17 protein-coding genes are annotated in these 21,379 nt (G+C 38.0%); 8 read left to right on the top strand and 9 right to left on the bottom strand.

Translation table 11 applies throughout. From position 1 onward, the window contains the following. Positions 1 to 250 precede the first annotated feature (250 nt). The 5 genes from rpoZ to B6A32_RS00505 form a co-directional block, all read right to left on the bottom strand. Positions 251 to 526, bottom strand: coding sequence for a DNA-directed RNA polymerase subunit omega (gene rpoZ / locus B6A32_RS00525; protein ID WP_085300816.1), 276 nt, complete (start codon positions 524 to 526; stop codon positions 251 to 253). Between the two features lie 74 nt (positions 527 to 600). Beyond that, positions 601 to 1,224, bottom strand: coding sequence for a guanylate kinase (gene gmk, locus B6A32_RS00520; RefSeq protein ID WP_085300815.1), 624 nt, complete (start codon positions 1,222 to 1,224; stop codon positions 601 to 603). A gap of 172 nt (positions 1,225 to 1,396) precedes the next feature. Next, positions 1,397 to 1,804, bottom strand: coding sequence for a VOC family protein (locus B6A32_RS00515; protein WP_085300814.1), 408 nt, complete (start codon positions 1,802 to 1,804; stop codon positions 1,397 to 1,399). A 273-nt stretch (positions 1,805 to 2,077) separates the two neighbouring features. Beyond that, positions 2,078 to 3,265, bottom strand: a complete 1,188-nt coding sequence (locus B6A32_RS00510) for an amino acid aminotransferase (protein ID WP_085300813.1) — start codon at positions 3,263 to 3,265, stop codon at positions 2,078 to 2,080. Between the two features lie 483 nt (positions 3,266 to 3,748). Beyond that, positions 3,749 to 4,459, bottom strand: coding sequence for a DUF445 domain-containing protein (locus B6A32_RS00505; RefSeq protein ID WP_085301500.1), 711 nt, complete (start codon positions 4,457 to 4,459; stop codon positions 3,749 to 3,751). A 190-nt stretch (positions 4,460 to 4,649) separates the two neighbouring features. Between B6A32_RS00505 and B6A32_RS00500 the strand changes: the two genes are divergently transcribed. The 3 genes from B6A32_RS00500 to B6A32_RS00490 all read left to right on the top strand — a co-directional run bounded on the left by B6A32_RS00500 (position 4,650) and on the right by B6A32_RS00490 (position 8,842). Then, complete coding sequence (locus tag B6A32_RS00500; RefSeq protein WP_233131280.1) at positions 4,650 to 5,600, top strand: peptidylprolyl isomerase; 951 nt, start codon at positions 4,650 to 4,652, stop codon at positions 5,598 to 5,600. A 238-nt stretch (positions 5,601 to 5,838) separates the two neighbouring features. Continuing rightward, complete coding sequence (locus tag B6A32_RS00495) at positions 5,839 to 6,549, top strand: FecR domain-containing protein (protein WP_085300812.1); 711 nt, start codon at positions 5,839 to 5,841, stop codon at positions 6,547 to 6,549. A gap of 106 nt (positions 6,550 to 6,655) precedes the next feature. Beyond that, positions 6,656 to 8,842, top strand: a complete 2,187-nt coding sequence (locus B6A32_RS00490) for a CHASE2 domain-containing protein (RefSeq protein WP_332888753.1) — start codon at positions 6,656 to 6,658, stop codon at positions 8,840 to 8,842. Between the two features lie 40 nt (positions 8,843 to 8,882). Here the strand turns inward: B6A32_RS00490 and B6A32_RS00485 are convergent, their stop codons facing one another. Next, positions 8,883 to 9,716 (bottom strand): SDR family NAD(P)-dependent oxidoreductase, encoded by an 834-nt coding sequence (locus B6A32_RS00485; RefSeq protein ID WP_085300810.1) that lies wholly within the window; start codon positions 9,714 to 9,716, stop codon positions 8,883 to 8,885. A 156-nt stretch (positions 9,717 to 9,872) separates the two neighbouring features. Between B6A32_RS00485 and B6A32_RS00480 the strand changes: the two genes are divergently transcribed. The 3 genes from B6A32_RS00480 (at position 9,873) to B6A32_RS00470 (ending at position 14,323) form a co-directional block, all read left to right on the top strand. Next, positions 9,873 to 12,761, top strand: a complete 2,889-nt coding sequence (locus B6A32_RS00480; protein WP_085300809.1) for a M16 family metallopeptidase — start codon at positions 9,873 to 9,875, stop codon at positions 12,759 to 12,761. A 329-nt stretch (positions 12,762 to 13,090) separates the two neighbouring features. Next, positions 13,091 to 13,720 (top strand): OmpA family protein, encoded by a 630-nt coding sequence (locus B6A32_RS00475; protein ID WP_085300808.1) that lies wholly within the window; start codon positions 13,091 to 13,093, stop codon positions 13,718 to 13,720. Between the two features lie 159 nt (positions 13,721 to 13,879). Next, positions 13,880 to 14,323: an MgtC/SapB family protein gene (locus tag B6A32_RS00470; RefSeq protein WP_085300807.1), complete on the top strand. Its 444-nt coding sequence runs from the start codon at positions 13,880 to 13,882 to the stop codon at positions 14,321 to 14,323. A 487-nt stretch (positions 14,324 to 14,810) separates the two neighbouring features. On the opposite strand, the gene B6A32_RS00465 is transcribed toward B6A32_RS00470, so the two are convergent. Continuing rightward, the gene (locus B6A32_RS00465; protein WP_085300806.1) at positions 14,811 to 15,362 is read right to left on the bottom strand and encodes a BON domain-containing protein; all 552 of its coding nucleotides are present in this window, start codon (positions 15,360 to 15,362) and stop codon (positions 14,811 to 14,813) included. A 344-nt stretch (positions 15,363 to 15,706) separates the two neighbouring features. On the opposite strand from B6A32_RS00465, the gene greB reads away from it, so the two are divergent. Continuing rightward, positions 15,707 to 16,180: a transcription elongation factor GreB gene (gene greB, locus B6A32_RS00460; protein ID WP_085300805.1), complete on the top strand. Its 474-nt coding sequence runs from the start codon at positions 15,707 to 15,709 to the stop codon at positions 16,178 to 16,180. 182 nt (positions 16,181 to 16,362) lie between these two features. Then, complete coding sequence (locus B6A32_RS00455) at positions 16,363 to 16,947, top strand: YqaA family protein (protein WP_085300804.1); 585 nt, start codon at positions 16,363 to 16,365, stop codon at positions 16,945 to 16,947. 172 nt (positions 16,948 to 17,119) lie between these two features. Here B6A32_RS00455 and B6A32_RS00450 read toward each other — a convergent pair whose 3' ends face one another. Next, positions 17,120 to 19,831 (bottom strand): TonB-dependent receptor plug domain-containing protein, encoded by a 2,712-nt coding sequence (locus B6A32_RS00450; RefSeq protein WP_085300803.1) that lies wholly within the window; start codon positions 19,829 to 19,831, stop codon positions 17,120 to 17,122. Between the two features lie 103 nt (positions 19,832 to 19,934). Further along, complete coding sequence (locus B6A32_RS00445) at positions 19,935 to 21,245, bottom strand: GntP family permease (RefSeq protein ID WP_085300802.1); 1,311 nt, start codon at positions 21,243 to 21,245, stop codon at positions 19,935 to 19,937. Positions 21,246 to 21,379 lie beyond the last annotated feature (134 nt).

Genomic DNA, 21,379 nt, shown 5'->3' with positions numbered 1-21,379 from the left:
TTGCTGACGCTGTGATTAGTTTAGAATACGATTATTTTGCCGCTATGCCAATATTTATGCCATTTTGATTAATTATGCGAACTACTTTTTCATTCTAACCATTAAAAAAAGTAGCTAATTAACTTAATTTGAAACACATTTGCACGAATTTTTCTCATGAACCATGAGCAGATAATAAAAAACGCGTAAATCACAGTGATGTAATTTACGCGTTTTGAATGTTGCTACTAACGTTAAACGTTAGAAATAATTATTGGTTACCACCAACAATTGCTGCAACAGCATCTAATTCAGCAGCGTCTTGTTGTACTTGCTCATGCTTATCTGAAACGTCCATTACTTCAGTAGTAATAAGGCCAGCTTCGATTTCACGTAAAGCAATTACTGTTGGTTTGTCATTTTCAACTTCAACCAATGGATCTTTACCGCCCGTAGCAATTTGACGAGCACGACGAGATGCAATTAACACCAAGTCAAAACGATTACCGACTTTTTCTACGGCATCTTCAACAGTTACGCGAGCCATTTGGTCTCTCCAACAATTAAATTCATAAAATAGTCGCGTAGTTTACTTGATCTACACGCATGTAAGCAAGCGTTCTACGCTAATAATTCATCAAATAAAGCTTGATGCTCGCTCGCTTGTTGGCTGCGTTTTAAGCGTTGGTTGTTCACTACTGTGGTTAAATCAGCTAATGCCTGCTCGAAATCATCGTTAACAATAATATAATCGAACTCTTGATAGTGTGAACATTGTGCTTGTGCTTCACTCATTCTTGCTTGAATAACTTCTTCACTGTCTTGGCCTCGGCCACGTAAACGGTTTTCTAACTCTTGTTTTGAAGGCGGACTAATAAATATTGTTGTGACGTCAGGCTTTTTCATTCTAACTTGTTGAGCACCTTGCCAGTCAATATCAAGAAATACGTCGATACCTTGTGCAAGTTGTTGATCTATTGCGACTTCACTTGTGCCGTAAAAATTTCCAAATACTTCAGCGTATTCATAAAAGTGCTTATCAGCAATTGACTGCTTGAATTTAGTTACACTAACAAAATGGTAGTGCTGGCCGTCAACTTCACCAGGGCGCGCATTACGTGTAGTATGAGAAACAGATACTTGCATAGGTCGCGATGATGCTTGCTTGAGTAAGGCGGAAATTAAACTCGATTTCCCTGCACCACTTGGCGCAGACAGAATGAAAAGGTTGCCTTTGGTTGTCACAATTTATCCTTTGTAGCTGAATTAATAGCAGCTTATGGTAGTGCCAATAATGTTATTGCATAGAACGCAATGTAACTTGGCATAGTCAAAATTTATTGTCGCGCACTATACCTAAAAGTTCGCCCATTTCCCATAATTTTGCTTTGAATAATTTGTTGATTCTTTTTTTAAACTAAGGAATTTTAGCGCGTAATTCAACATTATTACCGGCAATATCGGTTAAATACAACGAACGACCCATACCTTCTGCCCCATATCTTTCTTCAAAATCACCAACTTCAACCCCTTTACTGGTGAGGAAGTTTTTTAAAGCAGTTTCATCAAACGCGGCTATTTGTAAACAGAAGTGATCAACATTATTACCGGTAGTTTTGGGTGCTTCACCGCCAACTTTTCCTAACGTTGAATTTACCTTCACTATATCTATTAATGAACTGCCGGCTCGCAGTTGCGTTAAACCTATATCGTCGGGTAATACTCGCTCGACAACACAACCTAATACGTCACAATAAAAGTCAATAAGTGCTTGGTATTTGGTGGTGCGCAAAACGATATGATCTAGCGCAATAGGTTTAATCATAAATAATCCTTAACTAATATAAAATTTCTCAGCTAACTATTAGCTTAACTTTATAGTATAGCGTGCTCAAATTTCGCCGCATAACAAAGTAACATGAAAACGGGTTATCAACGTGTCGATGTTTAATTTTTTGCTCGCATTATTGGTACATTAACTTAAGTTGCTTTTGCAGTGCTTGTAGATATTAAGGGTAGAAAGAGTGTTAGGAGTATTTACTTAGCAGAAGTAAAAAACTCCATGTATGAGTGCATACATGGAGTATATAGCGTTAGCTTATAGCACCTTTGCGATTGATTGTGCTAAGTAATCAACGTTGCGGTTAGCAATACCGGCAATGCTCATACGGCTTGAACCCACCATGTAAATGCTGTATTCATCTTGCAGTTGTTGTACTTGCTCAGGCGTTATACCTAAGAAAGAAAACATACCTTTTTGACGAGGAATAAAGCTAAAGTCGCGTGTTACGCCGTTTTCAACAAGCTTATCAACCAATAATTGACGATTGCCATTAATGCGATCACGCATTTCTTTAAGCTCGCTGTGCCATTGCGCACGTAGCTCGTCAGAATGCAGAATAGTTTCCACTAATGCCGCACCATGTGCTGGTGGCATTGAATAAATACAACGAATTACGCTAAGTAATACAGAATTTGCAATATCAGCACTGTGCGAGGTTTCACCAATAATAGTGCAAGCGCCAATACGTTCGCGGTATAAACCAAAGTTTTTAGAACATGAACTACAAACGATCATTTCTTTTACGCTGTCAGCCATTAATCGTAGACCATAGGCATCTTCGTCTAAACCTTCACCAAAACCTTGGTAAGCCATATCAATTAATGGTAAAAAGCCAATGTCTTTAGCAACTTCAGCAACTTGTTGCCATTGTTCATTGGTTAAATCCATACCACTTGGGTTATGACAACAAGCATGAAGCAATACGGTATCATCAGCTTTAACTTCTTTTAAAGCCGCTAACATGCCATCGAAATCAAGGGTTTTGTTTTCATAATCATAATAAGGATACGTTTTTACATTTAATCCTGCGGCTTCAAATACACCGGTATGGTTTGCCCAAGTAGGATTACTTACCCAAATAGTTGCGCCAGCTTTACATGAATTAATAAACTCAGCCGCTACTCGTAACGCCCCAGTACCACCAGGTGTAGAAACCGTTCGCGCACGATTTTCAAGCAACACTTTATGATGACCGAATACTAACTTAGCCATTTCTTCGTTAAAAAGTGATGAGCCTGTTGGGCCAATATAAACTTTGGTATCTTCAGTATCGAGTCGATGTTTTTCAGCGGCTTTTACACACTTTAAAACTTCTGTATGACCCGCTTCATTTTTATAGACACCAACACCTAAGTCGATTTTATTCGGATTAGAGTCTTCACGATATTTAGCCAACAAGCCTAAAATAGGATCGGCAGGCAACGCCGTTAAGCTACCAAACATTTTTGGGTTTACCTTTTACGAAGAGAGGGCTTGAGCGATTAAACTCCAGGCTTGGAGCCGCTACATTTAACCCTGTGATTAAAGCCTAAGCATAACGGCTATCAGGCTAAAATTAAAGCACAAAAATTAAAATATTCTCGACTAAATAGCCTAAAAAGATCTAGCTGATAACCCAGTGTTATAGCGAAACAATTCTGCTTAAAATTTCACTCAGATATTGTACCTAAATGAGCGAGTGTTCAATCTAACGGTAAATATATTGCTGAATCAGTATGATGTTGATGATATTAGACTTAATAGGCAGATACTTTAGTCACAACCTAGATAAGCTTGATTTAACTCAGATAACTTAGATAACTTAGATAACTTAGATAACTTAGATAACTTAGATAACTTAGATTAAAAGAGCTTCACAAACGTTAAGCTTTAGTTAACCAGGGCCGACTAAAGCTTAAATTCAATATAAAAAACAAACAGCCCTTATTAAAGCTGGGTGGTAATTGCTGCAATAAAACCAATTATGCCACCAAAAACACCGCCCCAAACCACAAGCCAGCCTAAATGCTCACGAATCATGCGTTGTACTATTTCTTTAACAAGTTGTGGTGTTAGTTCATTAAGGCGCTTTTCAATAATATCGCTTACCTTGTCACGCATACCCGCCATGATATTAGGCTGCTCTAACTCTTTGCGTAGAATGGCACTAAATTCATCACTTTGGCTTATTTCGATAACTGAGGCGCGCATTTTCTCAATAAATGGTTCACGCATAGGTTGCAGCGCTTCAGTGCCACCTACCATAGCTAACATACCGCCAAAAGAAGATTGTTCAACCACACTCACTAAGTTATCAAAAGCTGGCGACAAGTCGACTTTATTAATAACCGGCGCAAGATCAATGGCTGTTGCAGGATTATCGCTTCCAGCAAGAAACCTATCTATATTTTCTTCGGTAAAGAATTGTTCCATCATTAACCCACGAATTGCGACTTTAAAGTCTTCAAAACGCGCAGGAATAACACCAGAACCATATAAAAAAGGTACACGTTCAAATAACATATGTATGGCAAGCCAATTAGTTACAGCTCCAGATAAAGCAAATAAACCTACGGTAAAAATAATATTATTTGCGACTGTGTAGCCGATAATAATGGCAATAAAGGCTAAAAAATTAGTGATAAAACTTTTATTCACAAAAGCTCCGTAACGTTGAGAGTAATTATTCATGCTATGGTATCAATTGCTTGCGATTGCGCCAATATTTCATTGTTAGTGAAATGAACATCAATAAAATGTGTAACATCTTAAGCCACTCGTTTGCTATTTTCGTGACAATATTAAACAATCATTAACATAGTAAAAAAAATAATAAAAAAGGCACTTTATGTATAATCGAATAAGCTTTTCAATGTTAATAACCCTATTTAGTTCATGGCTTATGTTGATAAGCGCAAGTGCGATTGCCGAACAACAAACGAAAGCGTTAATAACTGACAACATAGCAACACAAGCTAATGTTCAGACTGAATGGCGAACTGTTGCTATTGAAAACATGGTGTTATTAACACTGCCACATGGCAAGGTTGTTATCGAATTAGCCCCACAGTTTTCTCCAAAGCATGTTAAACAATTTATCCAACTTACTAAGGCTGGCCACTATAACGGCAATAAATTTTATCGTGTAATTGACGGTTTTGTTGCACAGGCGGGTCCTGAAGATGCGAGTAACGCCGATCGTTCTGTTCCTTTATTGTCGCTTGAGGGCGATTGGACAACAGAACAAGATTTTGCATTTACTTTAGTACAAAACAATGATTTATTTGCTGAAAAAACGGGCTTTAAAAACGGTTTTGCCCTTGGCCATAATCCTAGTGAGAATAAAGCATGGTTAACGCATTGCCCTGGTATTATTGCTATGGCTCGCGGCAACGAGGCTAATTCAGCTTCAAGCCACTTTTATATTACTAATGGTCAAGCGCCAAGGTATTTAGATCGAATTATGAGTATTTTTGGTCGAGTTATTTATGGCATGAATCATGTACAGTCTATAACTCGTACTGCCGTTATTGAGGGAGAAGATGCAGTGCCTGATACTAAACACACTCCCATAATTAGCATGCAAATGATGGCTGATGTACCTAAAGCAGAGCAAATTCACCTACAAGTAACAAATACTGAAAGTGCCTTGTTTGCGACTAAACTTGCTGACCGTATCAAGCGTAATAGCGCCTTCTTTTTTAAAAAACCGCCACCGGTTCTCGACATCTGTCAAACTCCAGTACTAACGCGCTTAATACAAAATAAAGCAATTACAAAAGAGACTGCAATTAAATAATAACGATAAACTCTGGCAAGCATCAGTTAATCATGAATTAGCACTTTTTAGTTATGCCAATCAGTAGCTTTTGTAAAATATTGGTTGATGTTACTTGATAATATTTTGCTTTTACTTTTATAGTAAAACCATTCGATTAGCTGAACATGTTATTTTTACAGTTATCTATAGCGAAATATTATCAATTAAAAATACTAAAATATAATGCAAATCAACCATTGGGTAATTGGAACTAATTATGAGTAGTCAATCAGTAAATACACGCAGAGCGTTTTTAATAAAAGCTTTCAACACCGGTTTATTGGCAACTGTAACAAGCAGTGCTTTACTCAGTTCACTGGTAAACGCGATGGCTGAAGTACCAGCAGAATTGCCACTTGGACAATCTATCTATAACTTCGAAGGTGAAGTAACGGTTGATGGCACAATAATTACCAAAGCAAATATGTCAAAAACCGTGATCAGAGCTAATTCAATAGTGGTTACAGGCCAAAGCAGCTGGATAATGTTTGCCATCGGAAAAGATGCCCACCACTTAAGGGAGAACTCACGTTTAGTGCTAGAAAGTACCGGTGTATTTGAAGAAGCAATGCGTTTATTTACTGGCTCGGTAATGTCGGTATTTGCTAAACGTAAGCCAACTGAAAAGCAATTTAAAATGCACACAACTACCGCTACGGTAGGTATTCGAGGAACCGCTGTTTATGCAGAGTCAGATACAGCGTTAAATCGCAGCTACGTGTGCACCTGTTACGGAGAGGTTGATGTTAGCGCCATTGCTGACCCTAGCATTTCTGAAAATATTAAAAGTGCTCATCATGACAACCCTCGTTACATCTATGCAGATACTAGCCAAGGCGATATTATTCAAGCAGCACCGATGAAAAACCATGCTGACGCAGAATTAAGCTTAATTGAAGCAATTGTTGGTCGTACCACACCATTTTAGGGTGATGAAAAACTGCTTCACAGTTAAATAAGCACTTTATTATTTCAGTAACTCATGGTTGGTAACAATAAAATGATATTTCAGCGATCAAAAAAGAACATATTAAATTTTATTATCATTTTATATATTTTTATATATTTTTATTAGTACGACACCATTCATCGAAGTACCTATTTTAAACACCTTAGAAATGTTCACTTCTGACCTTCGTTTAAAGCTAACCATGCCAAAAGGAATTGATGACCGGGTAGTTATCGCCGATATCGATGAAGACAGTATTCAAGACGTTGGCCGCTGGCCATGGAATAGAGCAATTTTAGCTGAATTAATTGACACGCTTTTCGACCATTATCACATTAAAGTGCTTGGCTTTGACGTTGTGTTTTCTGAGCCGGATGATGTAAGTGGTTTAAAAGTGCTTGAGCAACTTGATTCATTGAAGATTAACGATAGTCAGTACCTCGCTGCAAGCGCAGAATTCAAACAAAAATTGGCTTATGACCACATATTTTCAGAAGCTATAAAGGGTCGTAATATCGTATTAGGTATGGTGTTTGATCAAAGTAATACAGATGAAATTAACTCTCTAAAAAAAACCATCTCCACCATAGCGCAAAGCCTTGCAGAAAAAACCTTAATAGCAAAACCACAGGGGTACACAGGTAATATAGATATTATTCATCAAGCAACTGACAGTGTGGGCTTTTTTGACAATCCTAATATTTCTGAAGATGGTTTATACCGTAAAGTGCCTCTGTTTCAACTTTATCAAAATGGCTTTCACCCTTCTTTGGCTTTAGCTATCACACGAAAAGCTATTGGCGATCAAAATTATTATTTTAACATTACAAAAACAGGCAATTACCAGGCAATAGAGCAAGTGCAACTGGGCAGTTTTATTATTCCAGTAGATAAAACCGGCTCAGTTACTGTGCCTTATCGAGGTAGTGCAGGCAGCTTTCCTTACATTTCTGTCAAAAACATTTTAAACAAGAGCATTGCAATAGACGCGCTTAAAAATCGCATTATTATTTTAGGTACGTCAGCACCTGGGTTGCAAGACATCAGAGCAACACCTGTTGATACAGCAATGCCAGGTGTTGAAGTACATGCCAATATTATTAGCGGCATACTCGATCAACGCATACCTTATCAACCAAGTTATATTCTGGGGGTAGAGCTCACTATTATAATTATTTTGGGTTTACTCATGATGGTGGTTTGCAATTATTTATCCCCGATCAAAACCATGCTTTTTACTTCAACACTGATCGCGCTTTACCTTATTTTAAACTTTTTAATTTGGCAGCAAGGCATTGTTATTTTTCTTGCCTCACCCTTGCTATTAATAATGATGATATTTGTTGTGCATATGTCATGGGGCTTTGTGGCTGAAAACAATACTAAAAATACGGTAAAAAAACTGTTTGGACAGTATGTGCCCCCAGGGCTAGTTGATGAAATGGTTAATAAACCAGAATGGATTACCCAAGAAGGACAATCTCGAGAGTTAACGGTATTGTTTGCCGATATACGGGGCTTTACTGCAATTTCTGAAAGCCTGTCACCTAAAGAGCTTAGCGAATTATTAAATTTAGTGCTTACGCCGTTAACTAAGGTTATATATGACGAAAGAGGAACCATAGATAAATATATTGGCGATTGCATTATGTCTTTTTGGGGGGCGCCATTACCCAACAATAATCATGCAGAACATGGTGTTAGCGCGGCACTTAACATGTTAGAAAAAGTTAAACAGCTTCAATCGAGTTTCTCAGAGCGAGGATGGCCAGCAGTTAATATTGGCATTGGTTTAAATACGGGTGAAATGAGCGTTGGCAATATGGGCTCAGAATATCGCATGGCCTACACCGTTTTAGGCGATGCGGTAAACTTAGCTGCTCGGGTAGAAGGGCTGACTAAGCAATATGGTGTGGCATTAATCGTTACTGAATTTACTAAACAGGCTGCACCAAATTTTATTTATCGCAAATTAGACCAAGTTAAAGTAAAGGGCAAAAATGAAGCGGTAACCATATATGAGGTGGTTAACTTTATTGGTTCAGTGAGTGATGAGTTAATCGAAGAAATTCGCCAATTTCATTTCGCTTATGAGTATTATTGTCAGCAAAAATGGGATGACGCTGCAGGTATTCTCAATACGCTCGCAAATCAAAAACAAAGCGAAACAAACAACGTTTTATATCAATTATATTTGCAACGTATTAAAAACTATAAGCTATCGCCACCAGATAAAAATTGGTCTGGCGTTTATAGCCATCAAACTAAATAACCTGAACTCTGGATAAGCAGCACTTGCTCATTTCTACCACTTAATTGGGTGAATCTAAGTTACGTTTTTTATATTGCGCTTTCATTTTACCGCCTTTGCGATAAAGCGCGGGCCGTAAGGCTTTGCGAAGTGTTGGAAATAAATACGATATGGTTGTTAGCCATCCGCTAACTTTTGGTAACGATATTTCAGTTTTCTCACCTCGCGCCACACTCACTATGGCATCAGCGACTTGTTGAGCAGTGCTCATGGGTTGTGAAAATACAATATCTTCAACTTGATCAATTTCCGACATAATAAACCCGGTATCAATAGGTCCTGGCGATACCACGCCAACATAAATCCCCGTATTTTGTAATTCATCCGCTAATGAATAGGTAAAGGCACGTAAACCAGCTTTTGTTGCCGCATAAGTTGCTGCACCTTGCAGGGGCGTTCTACCTGCAAGCGACCCAACATTAACGATTGCACCTCCACCAGCCTGTTTTAAATACGGTAATATCAAGCAAGACAACTGAATGGGCGCGCGTAGGTTTACATCGACCATTTTAGCCAAATCACTCGCTTGATTTAAGGTGACATCTCCACGGTGGTGTAAACCTGCATTATTAATTAACACATCAACAGAACCAAAAGTTTGAGCCGCTGTAATGAGTAAATTTTCATTTGCGCTTGCATCATTAATATCCATAGCAATATTGATGACCGATGTTATTTCAGCAAGTTCTTCTGTGATAACATCTAAGGCCGTTTGCCCTCGAGCAACTAACACTAAATTAGCGCCTAGTTGAGCAAAAGTTCGTGCAGTTGCTGCACCAACGCCAGCCGAAGCGCCAGTAATAATCACCGTTTTATTCTTAAAATCATCTTTCATCGTATTTGCTCTCTTTGATTCACTAAAGTACTTTGCCAGCTTTAACTAAGCACTTATGTGGCTTGTTACAAAACATCATTGTAAATAAAGTGTTAACATAGTGAAAAAACATCAATAATTTCATAAAATAGCAGCATAACAACAAAGGGCTCGATAATGAAAATAAAATATTTAGCGGCAGTTATTGTCGCCAGCTTCACTCTCTCTGCGTGTATAGCAACGCAAACTCATCAAAATTCAACACCGCAAAGTGCTGCCATTGAAAGTAATAACAACAAAGTATTCAGCCAAAACTATGTTTTTAAAGAGCTTGAAAATGGCTTACGTGTACTTATTGTTAAAACTGATTACCCTGATCTAGTTTCTGTGCAAATACCTGTTTCCGTAGGTGCTCGCGATGAAGACGAAAAAGGCCGTACTGGTTTCGCGCATTTTTTTGAACATATGATGTTTAAAGGCTCAAAAAAATATCCACAAGCGGTATATGCAGATTTATTCAAAAACGCTGGTGTTGATAACGGCGCTTATACCACCAACGATTACACCAACTATCATTTAGATTTTTCAAAAGATCACCTAGACAAAGTATTAGAGATTCAAGCGGATCATTTCCAAAATCTAAGTTACACAGAAGCGCAATTTAAAACTGAAGCCTTAACGGTAAAAGGTGAATATTTAAAAAATAACGCCAGCCCTATTCGAAAATTACTTGCTGCTGTGCGCAAAGAAGCCTTCGATACTCATACCTATAAACATACCACCATGGGATTTTTTGAAGATGTTGAAGCTATGCCTGAGCAGTCAGCTTATGGTGAGAAATTCTTTCAACAATTTTATAAACCCGAATATGTATCTTTAGTTATTGTGGGTGATGTCGAGCCAACAGCAACCATGGCAATGGTAGAAAAACATTGGGGTAATTGGCAAAAAGGCGACTTTGTCAACAATATTGCTCCAGAGCCAAAGCAACTAGCACCAAAATACGTACATGAGAAGTTTGAAGGTTTACCGGGCCATTGGTTACTGGTGTCTTATAAAGGCGCTGACTGGCAACCGAAGAAGAAGGATCGTGCGGCATTAGATTTAATTTCAGAATTGTACTTTTCAAATAACTCAGCACTTTATCAAGAGTTAGTTGTTGATAAACAACTTGCAAGCCAAATGTTTAACTATAACCCTGAAACTAAAGATGCTGGCTTACGCCATGTATTTATTAAAGTGAATGAAGAAAAAGATTTAGCCACAGTGCGAGATGCTATCAACCAAACTTATGCAAAAGCGCGCACTGAATTAGTTTCTGCCGAAAAGCTTGATAACTTAAAATCAAACTTAAAATACAGTTTTGTCAATAGTTTAGATTCTTCAGAGTCAATCGCATCAACATTAGCAAGTTATATGCACTTTGACCGAGATCCTGAAACCATAAACCACCTTTATAATAGTTTCGATAATATTTCTGCAGATGATATAAAGCGTATTGCTAATAAATACTTTATTGACGAAAACCGCACAACCGTGACCTTATCTGCATTAGATAAAGTAGCAGGATTTGATCAAGAAGTTGCCTTAAACACAGCAGTAGCAAACTTCAAAGTGAAAAGCTCTCAGCCCAAAAAAGCGCAATTTACGGTATTAGACAAAACCAATGACTCACCGTTAATCGATGTAAACTTTCTGTTTTATACTGGTGCCGCAGCTGATCCAGCGGGTAAAAAAGGCGTAGCTGCATTGATGGCACGTATGTTAACGCAAGGTGGTTCTCAAACACGCAGTTACCAAGACATTCAACAAGGTTTATACCCTTTAGCTAGCGAGTTTTCATCACAACTTGATAAAGAAATGATGTCGTTTACCGGCAGAGTACATAAAGACAATGCTGAATCATGGTATCAACTAATTAGCGATCAATTATTAAACCCAGGATGGCGAGAAGATGACTTTAAACGCCTGAAAAAAGAATTAATTGATAGCATTAAATCAGGGCTTAAAGCCTCTAACGATGAAGAGTTAGGTAAAGAAGTTTTATACAGTGAACTTTATAAGGGTCATGCGTATGAGCATTATAATAGCGGTGACTTGTCTGACTTAAACACCATTACATTAGACGATGTGAAAGCTTTTTATCAAAGCCAACTCACGCAAGCAAAATTACATCTTGGTATAACTGGCGCGCTTTCAAATAACTTAAAGAAAAAAATGTTCGCGGATCTTGCCTCATTACCCCTGGGTGATGAAAAGCGTCTAAACATTGCTAAAGCACCGGTATTAAAAGGTCATCATGCAACTATTGTTGAAAAAAATGCCCAATCAACGGCGGTTTCTTTCGGCTTTCCAATCGATACTATTCGTAATAACAAAGATTGGGCCGCTTTATGGTTAGTACGCTCTTATTTTGGCGAACACAGAAGCTCGAATAGTTACCTTTATCAACAAATTCGCCAAGCACGTGGCATGAACTACGGTGATTACGCTTATATTGAATATTTCCCTCGAGGTATGTTTCAAACCAAACCTGATGCTAACTTAGGTCGTTCAAGCCAAATTTTCCAAGTTTGGTTACGCCCTTTACGTTCAAATAACGATGCGCATTTTGCTACCCGAGCCGCTTTATATGAATTAGATAAGTTAATTGAAAATGGCATGAGTGAAAAAGACTTTCAAGCAACGCGTAATTATTTAACCAACTATGCGCCGCAGCTAGTTGCTAGCCAAGATCAGCAATTAGGTTATGCGCTTGATAGCGAGTTTTATCAAACCGATGAGTTTGTAAAATACGTACGTGAACAATTTGCAAAACTTTCGTTAGCTGATGTAAATCGTGTAATTAAAGCTAATTTACAAACCGATAATATTCACTATGTGTTTATTTCTGCTGACGGCGAAGATATGAAACAACGCTTACTGTCTGAGCAAGTATCATCGTTAGAATATAATTCTGATAAGCCCGCAGCGCTAATAGCAACTGATAAAGTTATTGAAAACTACAAGCTAAAACTGCCGAGTAAAAACGTTAAAGTTTTAGCTGTTGATACCGTTTTTGAATAGCCTTAACTGACACGATTAAATTAGAAAATTAACTATCATTAAAAGCACCACGCCTGTCGTGGTGTTTTTGTTTCTCCATAGGAATTTATCTATAGAAACAACCTAAAAACCAGAACCTTAACCACAAAGTCGGCTACTTTGAGCATATAAAAAATTTTAACCTACAGAGAAATACCTGTAATAACTTAAGCTTAGATGACAAATTGATCTTTAAAGGTTAATTCCTCGTATTTAATTGTTACAATCGACTTTCTCGTTCATTAACCATTCATTTTTCTTTGGTATGATGAAAACAAGTTATTCAATTTATATTTTTTAAAGGTCAATTTATGCAGTGTAAAAAATCCATTATCAGTTTAGTTGTTGTGTCGTTAGCCTTCAGTGGCTGTGCGAGTACTAATAAAGAAAAAGGAGCTGCAATTGGCGCCATTACGGGTGCGGTTATCGGTAAATCAACCAGTAATCATAAAAATAAGCGTGCTGTTTGGGGTGCCGCTATTGGTGCGCTTGCAGGTGTAGCGATTGGTGATTACATGGATAAACAAGAACAAGAGTTTCGTGACGAATTGTCAGGCTCAGGCATTGAAGTCGTAAGAGAAGGTGATAACTTACGCTTAATTATGCCAGCTAACATTACCTTTGCTACAGGCCAAGCTTATATAACATCTGGGTTTTACAGCACACTAGACGATATCGCTCGCGTGTTAAATAAATATGAAAAAACTTTACTCAGTATCGAAGGCCATACCGATAGCCAGGGTGCGGCAGATTTTAATCAAAACTTATCTGAGCAACGCGCAGGCAGTGTAAAACAGTATTTAACCAATCAAGATATTATTGCGAGTCGTTTACAAACCGTTGGTTATGGCGAAACTCGTGCGGTTGCCGACAACAGCAGTGCCAATGGCCGCGCATTAAATCGCCGAGTAGAAATTCAAATTATTCCAAACCAAGCTTAATTTACGGCAAAATTTTCTCAGCGGAATATTCATTATAAATACCACTAACATTAGTGGTATTTTTTTGGACTATTTTCAGTTATTCAGTAATATAACTTATAAAAATTGTACGGTGTGAATGCTCTAACAAGCTTTTCCAATATAAGGACACTAGAATTTATGGATTTATTTAACCTCAACATTAATATAGATGAAGTCATGAAAAATCTAATGCAATTATTTATAGCATTAATACTACCCATTATGACCGCATGGGAAAGAGAGAAAAGTAGCAGATCAGCTGGGTTAAGAACCTTTCCTTTAGTATCAATGGCAGCTTGTACTTTCACTATTCTGGCCATGTCTATTTTTAACGACCAAGATGCTCAATCTAAAGTAATTGCTGGTATTGTCACTGGCATTGGTTTTATCGGTGGAGGTGCAATTTTAAAAGACTCATCGCAAGTTAGTGGAACATCAACAGCGGCAGCAATTTGGTCTACCGGAGCAATTGGTATTGCTGTTGGTTTAGAGCGTATAGAAATTGCAATAGCGCTAAGTATTATGACCTTTGCAACACTAAAAGTTATCGGTAGAGTGAAAGAAGAGGTGCCTAAAGATTAATATTGAGCTTAATGCTTTCAGCACGTTAACTAGCGCTATAAAACTTCGCGGCTACTATATTGGTAAAAATAACCATGTAATGACCGCAACACTATTCGTCGCTTTTTGATGTGAAATATTTAGTGTTTTTCGGGTTGTACCAACAATAACATTGACCAGATTGAACATAGGGATTTTTCGCGCGCGGCCGATGACATTTTTTAAATAGTTGATCAAAAACTTTCTTGTAATTTTGCAAAATTTTTCCCCTTAAAAATCTCATTAACTGCAAATTGATTAAGACCGTAAGTTTTTGCTTTATACAAACTCACGTCGGCTTGGTTAATAAATGCTTCAGCCTTTGAGTTTATTTCATCTATGAAATCAAAACTCAGCAATACCAAATCACAACAGTAATAGTTTATGATGAATACATGCTCAAACTTTGAAAAGCGCGAAAGATAAACGCACGCCAGTGGCGTGCGCTCGATCGAGCTATTGTGAAATATTAATGTTTAGCTATTTCTAATTGATCAACCACCGATTTAACATCTGTTGTATTTTCGGTAATAGCAACAGCAAGTTGTTTTTCAGCATCTGAATCTACCTGGCCTGATAATGTAACCACGCCTTCTTCAACTTCTACTTCGGTAGCGGTTCCGCTGACTTCTGATTCAAATAATAACTTTGTTTTAACCACTGTCTCAATTTTTGAATCTGTTAATGCCATAAGCATTTTACTGTCTTTAGTAGGCTCATTATCGATTACTGTTAACTGGTTATCGACTGAGTTCACCCCCTCCAGACTGGCAACCAACTCTTCAGCTAGCGCTTTATCAACACCGCTTTCAACTTTACCCGTAAGAATAACCACACCATTTTTCACATCAGTATTAATGTCAAAAGAATTTAAGTTTGTATTAAATAATAAAGTACTTTCTGCTTTACCATCTAACCACGCATCTTTTGAGGTATCTTTCCATGTATTCTCTGCATACGCAGCTGATGAACCAACTGTTAATAATGTTAACGCAACCAATGAACGAATTGAGTTTTTCATATTATTCTCCTTTAAGTTAAGACAACAAGACTAAAGCCATAACCATGCCAACAACTTAAACAACTGATTAATAGAGGTATTTATTATTTTCTCTACTTGGCTGTGGACGTTATTGATAGAGAATTACGCTTTATTTACAGATGGAATTGTAAAAAATACATAGGTGAGTAAAAATAAGAAAGTATTAATCTCAAATTGATAAATTATCCGCTCATTTTAATGATTAAAATATACAACTACCGCGTTATAATATAAACCACAGCTTGATGAGTGATTGTTTTGCTTATTTTTTTTGCAAAGTATCACAGTTATTGCCTCAATTATTGAAGACAAAAAGCAAACTTATGAAAACCAAATTAATTACTCGACCAGGCTATGAGTTACTTCAGCAAGAGTTAAATAAACTTTGGCGAGAAGAGCGTCCAGAAACCACCCGAAAAGTTTCATGGGCTGCCAGTTTAGGCGACAGGAGCGAGAACGCTGATTATCAATATAATAAGAAGCGCTTGCGTGAAATTGATCGCCGCGTACGTTATCTTCGTAAAATACTTGAAGAGCTAAAAATTGTTGATTATGGCCCACAACAAGAGGGCAAAGTTTTTTTTGGCGCTTGGGTAAGTTTAGAAAATGATGACAATGAAAGATTAAAATTTCGCATTGTTGGACCAGAAGAGATCTATGGCCGCAATGACTACTCGTCAATAGATTCGCCTATTTCACGCGCATGTTTAAAAAAAGAAGTCGACGACGAAGTTGTGGTAAAAACCCCTGCCGGTGAAAAAATTTGGTATGTAAATGACATTGAATATGAAAAATAATATGTTTAATACAAAATGTGATAAGTTATTGACGATTTAAACCGCCTTAAAATGATCGATTATTTACTTCAATTGGTATAAGTAGTGTAATTTCATATTAACTAATATGGTTGATTTTTGCCTATGAATTAAGAAAGGTATGGCTATAAGCGCCATTCATTTGTGCCGTAAAAGGACGTTTTATGTCTATCCAAGAAAAGCTTAAGCAAAAAACACGACAATTTATCGACTCTAAAAAAATGTTGAGAAGCATTACGCTGGCATCATTTTTAGAGTCCACCATAGTCCCCATTCCTTTAGAAGCAGTATTAATACCTTTAATGCAAGCACGCCGTGAAAAAATATGGCTTATTGCTCTAATGGCAACTTTAGGCTGCCTTATTGGCGCATTATTTGGTTATGCGCTTGGCTATTATTTATTTGATATTGTGGGTGAATGGGTTATCTCGACATTCTCAAATCCAGAACAATTTGAAGTAGTTAAGCAAAAAATGCATGAACAAGGATTTTGGTTTGTTATTACCTTAGGCATAGTACCTATCCCTTTTCAAATAGCCATGTTGGCCGCTGGTGCAACAAAATATTCACTCACCTTATTTTTAATCGCCTCGGTCATTGCACGCTCTATTCGCTATTTTGGCTTAGCACTTATTGTGTATTACGCGGGTAATCAGGCTGAGCGCATTATCAAAAAGCATAAAACTAAGGCCATCTTAGCTTTAACCTTGATAGTATTAAGCGCTTGGTGGATAAGTACATTGGTTTAACCTAACGAATAAAAATTATTGTCAATAGTAAGCAGTAATCCGACTAAACTGCATTAACCAAGTTATATAGTCTTGATAACTCAAATGAGGAAGAGGAATTTTTAGAGTTATTTGCTAGCTATATTTACCGCAACATAAAAATAGCTAGCACTATAACTAAACGTCTATGGAATTAAAACGTGTAGCTTGCTTTTGCATAAAATATGCGTCCGCGTGGATCGTGGTGTTTAGGGTCGTAACTAAAGTTAGCGCCATCTGCTACAACAGGCGCCGCGCGATCAAATAAGTTCTGTACACCAACACTAAATGCCGCTTCACCCTCTTGAATAGCCGTAACAAAACGGTATTGCAATTCAACCGGGGTAAAAGCGTCAATCGTATCGCCTTGACGGTTATTTATATAGCTTGATACGTAATCAACTCGTGCCATTACACTATGATTATCCATTAACCAATGTGCAGATATATTACCTTTATCTTCAGGCATTGAACGTACAAAACTACCAAAATTAAATTTACCTACAGCATCGTAAGTACTGCCATCGGCATTAGGTACATCGTAACTTAAATAACGTGAAAAGCCTGCTGAAAGCTCTAAAGAACTACCATCAAGATCGAACCTATAACTTGTTTCAATATCGATACCACTTGCGTCAATAGTTGCCGCATTAAAGTAGTCGGTTGAAATGCCTGCTAGTGTACTTGATGGGTCATTAGGATCTTGACGTACTATCGTTGGACCATTAGGGTCTTGATCCAATACCGCTTGAGCAGACTCGATAGTAATGACGTCTTTGTAGTCAATACGCCAGTAATCAAGTCGTACTTGAAAAGCATCGCTACTCCATAATGCGCCAACATTATAGTTTGTTGCCTCTTCAGGTTTTAAATCGGCATTACCTGTAGTTGTTTGGCGAATAAATAACGAAGATGCATTCGGGATTTTATTGCCACTTGAATCAAGCACGGGTGTGCCATCTGGATTTAATTGGTAATCAACTAAGTTAACCGTGTTGGTTACATCAGCATTAAACTGCGAAAGTGATGGTTCACGAAACGAGGTACTTGCAGAAGCGCGTAAGGATAAGTTATCTGTAGCGCTATACAGCACTGAAATTTTTGGGTCTAAGCTATTGTCAGTATCTAAATTTTCATAACGTAAGGCTGCATTTACCGTAATATCGTCAGATATCGGCAGCTCAATTTCAGCAAAAATTGCTGCTGCTGAGCGAGACTCATCAATGTTATTTACACTACCTAAAAAGGTGAAGTCATTGGGTAGTGGGTTGCCGGCTGCATTATAAAGAATTGTGCTATTTTCTGCTGGATTAACTTGATAAGACTCTCGTCGGTATTGAGCGCCGAAAGCACCATAAACCGTTCCACCGTCCAACTCAAACAATTCACCATTAATAACCCCATCCCAGACTAATAATCGAGTTGTTGTCTCAGATTTAAAGTCAGTTTCTAGCCAATCTAATAAGGCTGGGTCATGATTTAGGTCAGTACTGAAATGATCAAAGGTCATATCTCCAGACACGCCACCTTGGCCATTCATAGCTAACGCTAAACGAGAAAGTGACATTTCTGGTTGGCTAATTTTATAAGTATTACCACTGTAAGCCAGTGAAGTTACCCACTCCCAACCATTGTCTAAATATCCACTTAAGCTAGTTTCTAATCTAAAGGTTTTATTATCTCTAGGTGCCGCTCTTGATTTACTAAAATCGGCTACGGTTGGGTTATGACGACCAAAAATTATAGCGTCAACACCAAATGGGTTGGTCGAATTATCTGCCGATACTACTGGGAAGCTTAAATTAGGCAACGAAGGTACTGAGAAGTTATCGATAATGCGATAATCACTGTAGAATGCCGATACATTTAGTTTAATATCGTTACCAAAAAAGTGCGTTAAGCTAGTGTAATACTGTTCACGTTCTTCTTCGTTTACAATATTGTAATGTAAGCCATATTTAAAACCACAACGGTCAATATCGCCATCGCCATCAAGATCGAGAATATTACCGTTTACGCCAGCACAATTAGGGTTACCTACTTGCTCTCCTTCAGCGTAAGTGCCAGCCCATGGGCCAGAAGTAACAACAGAATCACCAGTTAATTTAAACCCGGTACCTAAACTACTCGCAGCATTTTTAACTAAATCAGGGCGCTCCCAACCTTGCATATTACTACGTCTTAACATTGAAGCGGCAAAGACAATATTGGTGTTATCAGATAACTTCATGCCCGAAAGAATACTTATATTTTTATCATTTTGGTCAAAACCTTCAATCGTATGATAGGCGCCATCTATTTTTACCCCTTCAAAAGTGTCGTTAGTTACAAAGTTAACAACACCAGCAATTGCATCAGAGCCATATGAAGCTGCAGCCCCTTCTTTTAAAACTTCAACGCGTTTAAGGGCAATAGCAGGAATTGATGATGTATCAACAAACACACTACCATCTTGTGCTTTAGCGCCGCTTAATACCTGTCGCTTGCCATTAATCAGCACTAAGGTAGAAGAAAGCCCTAAACCTCGTAAGTTTACATTCGAGGTGCCTTGATTATAAAAACTAGTAAAAGTATCGGGACGATTTTCAGCTCCGCTATTAATCGGTAAAATATTAACTAAATCGGTAGTGTCAACAGCACCTGAATACTTCATGTCGTCAGCATTTACCACAGATACAGGATTAGCCGTAATCGTATCTGCCCCTTTTATGTAGCTACCTAATACTTGTATTTTTTCAGTTTTATCATCTTTTTTTACGGCGGTTACATCTTGTTCTGCATCGGCAGAATAGGCCAATGATGAACTCAATGCCAAGCCTACAAATACGGCTAAAGGGCTGAGTTTAAACTTCATACTTGTTTTCATGTGTGCTCCTAAAATAGCGTTGTTATAGTTAAATTTTTATTGTGCTTATTTATAATTATTATAATTTTCTGTTTTTTACTGCTTTGATATTACTAACTAATTTCTAGGTGATTAAAAAAAGCATAACCGCGACAATAGTCCCCACTACCGGTACTACAACGGTTAATGCTGCCATGGGTCCATAAGCTGCTTTGTGAGTTTCGCCACAGATTGATCGAATGGTAGTAACGACATAACCATTGTGTGGTAGCGAGTCCAACGCACCGGAGGAAATAGCGATTACACGATGTAGTGCTTCAGGATCAACGCCTGCATCAAGGTAGTGAGGTGCTAAAACAGGTAAAGCGATAGATTGACCACCAGAAGATGAGCCAGTTAATGCAGCGATAACGGTCACAGCAATAGCGGCACCTATTAATTCGTTACCTGGAATAGCGGTTAGATGATTAACTGCGATGGTAAATGCTGGTGAAACCTTAGCGACAGCACCAAATCCAACCACAGCAGCCGTATTACCAATAGCAAGAAGTGACCCTGCGGTGCCTGCTCCTATGGTATTACTTAAATTGGTAAAAAAACGTGCATTCAATAACCAAGCTGCAATACAACCAGAAAGCAGAGCCAGCACCAAAGCGAATTGCGCAAAAGCGTGATGACCTAGAAATGTAACAGTAAGCACGGTTAAAATAGGAATAGCGGCAATAATAGGATGAGGTAAAGTTTTTGCCGAAATTACGGGATCGTTATCACGAGCTTCAAAAACTTCACCATTGGCAATCGCTTTATTGAGCATACGTTGTAACCAAAAATAGCCGAATACAGCCATCAATACTGCAACAACTAAACTAACTTCCCAGCCGGCATAGGGCGAAGTACCTAAGTACTTTATGGGGATCCAGTTTTGAATTTCAGGTGAACCTGCTGATGTCATGGTAAAAGTTACTGAACCAAAAGCCATCACGGCAGGGATAAAACGCCGCGGTAAGTTTGCTTGTTTAAATAAGCTTAATGCGATGGAATAAGCAGAGAAAGCGACCACGAATACACTCACACCGCCATAGGTTAAAATGGCACAAACTGCGATAACGGCAAAACTCGCATTTTTAACCCCAGTTTTGCTTACAATCCACTGCGCTATACTGTCTGCTGAGCCACTATCTTCCATTAACTTGCCGAACAACGCTCCCAACAAAAACATAAAAAACCAGGAAGCAATAAAGCCAGAAAATCCAGCCATGTAACTTTGAATGAAGTTAGCGCTGGTTTGTGTTTCCTCGACAGGAAAAAGTGATAATCCTCCGGTTAATGCAACAATAATAGCGGTTAAAGGTGCGGCAATTAATAAGTTCATCCCACGTATGGTGAGATAGATTAACAGCGCTAACGCACCGATAAGGCCAATTAAACTGATCATAAAAATTCCTGTTCACATAAATAGATACAAAATAATGTGCCCTTGAGAAGGGGCCTACTTTGCTGGCGTTTATTATGTGAACAGTAACAAAATATAAATATAGTACTTTAGGGTGGCGGTTGATTTTTCGTTGA

Source organism: Colwellia polaris (assembly GCF_002104515.1).
GTDB lineage: Bacteria > Pseudomonadota > Gammaproteobacteria > Enterobacterales > Alteromonadaceae > Cognaticolwellia > Cognaticolwellia polaris.
Note: the sequence above shows the minus strand (reverse complement) of the source record. Positions and strands in the feature narration are given on the sequence as shown.